Here is a 1,904-nt window from a genome sequence, read left to right on the forward strand (position 1 = left end):
TCAGGAATTTCTTCAGGGCGTGTGAATTCAGGCGAAATAACACTTACATTGATTGCTTTAGTGATATTTTTTGTATTATTTTTAAATACATTCTCATTTGGGGATAAGGTAGTAAAATTATTCCACAGAGACTTATCGGTTGTTGCTCCATTAAAAATATTTTCATTAGCATAGAAATTAATTTTATCTTTAAAATTAAAGGTATTATAGTTTTGATTGTAATAACCTACAAATTTTCCTTTTCCCATACCATTGTATTGTATAGAAAAATTTGGATCAAAATAAATATGTATATTTGAAAAATCTAAATTTGTTCTGTAGTAATTATCATTATAATCTTTCCCATTAATAATATTTCCAATAAATCCACCAATATCTCCACCTTGAATCAACCCTTTAGAATTAAAATTTAAAGCAATATCTTTAAAACCAATATTTACATCTCCATTTCTAGCATCTATAAATCCAATAAATCCTCCTACTCCAGTTCCATCTTGATTACTAGAAATTCTACATATATTATTTATAGATATATTAGAAAAATCAGCATTTTCAACGTTTCCAACAAATCCACCAACATTACCTTTATCAGCAGATATTTCCTTGATATTATCTAAAACAATATTGTTAAATTTTAAAACCCCGTTAAAACTATCAATATTTCCAGCAAATCCACCAACACCTAAAACATAGGAACCGGCTACACCTGCTTGAATCTTTCCTATATTTTTTATGTGAATATTTTTAAAATTTCCATTACCATTTATAGATCCAGCAAATCCACCAACAGAACTATACTTGCTATATAATTCGCCATTGTTTAAATCTATATACACATTATTGATAGTTGTTTTTCCTCCAAGATACCCACCAAAAACACCTAGATCTCCTGTTGTTTTAATTGTGTCAAAGTTTTTTATTAAAATATTTTCATATGTGTATTTGCCATTATTATCACTCTCACCCACAAATCCACCAGCAAAACCTTTTACATCAACACTTTTAAAACCATTTAAAGAAATATTCTCTAAAACAGAATTATTATTTAGTTCGCCCACAAATCCACCAAACTTTGAAGTTGCACTATTTAAATCATGCAGGTAAATATTCAAAAAATCGTGCAAAGATATGTTATTAAAAAATGTATTTCCGCTAGATAGACCAGCAAAACCACCAATATTACCTGTCAACCAACCACCTCTTGTATCATATACTTCAAAATTTTTAATACCACTTATTTCTATATTTTCAAATTTCGAATTCCTAGCTACTCCTATAAAAGACCCAATAAATCCTAAATCACCACTATTATATGCAGCCTTTATATAGCCATTATAATTAACTTTTACATTTTTAAAAATAGCTCCTTCTGAAGCTCCAAATAAGCCTATTGTAAAAATTCCTTCTTTTGAAGTATCTTTTATATCTATATTAATATCACTAAGTATAAATCCTTGTCCATTAAATATTTTGGAAAATCTTTTATATTCATTCCATCCAACTTCTGCACTATCACCAACTATCATATTAGTACAGCCAAGTCCATCTATACAATAATTAGCGTAATTGTTTCCTTTAAAACTTATATTGTCAGTAAGCCTATATTCACCTACTCCTTTATCGACTAGTTTAAATGTATCTACTTCATTCCAACTTTTAGCAAAGAAAAACCAATCTCTATCAGAACCTATACTAGCAAATTGATCTATATCTTTAGATTTTACATTTCCATAACTACCTTTTTGAAAATCATATTTTTTAAATGGATCGTTTTTATTATTTTTTAATTGATTATAATAATTTTCTGTAGATATACTAACACTAGCTGATTTATCTGCACTAATAAGATTTTCTTTAGAATTAAAATTAACTTTAGCTAAATCAAGATTGACGTAATTCCCCAC

The 1,904-nt window shown here is 27.7% G+C and carries 1 pseudogene; it reads right to left on the minus strand.

Annotation, left to right across the window (positions count from 1 at the left end):
* Window positions 1–1,904 (minus strand): annotated as a pseudogene (locus CAMP5060_RS08015) (hypothetical protein); the annotation flags it as partial.

It is taken from the genome of Campylobacter sp. 1569 (assembly GCF_024723675.1).
In the GTDB taxonomy this organism is placed as follows: Bacteria; Campylobacterota; Campylobacteria; order Campylobacterales; family Campylobacteraceae; genus Campylobacter_D; species Campylobacter_D jejuni_C.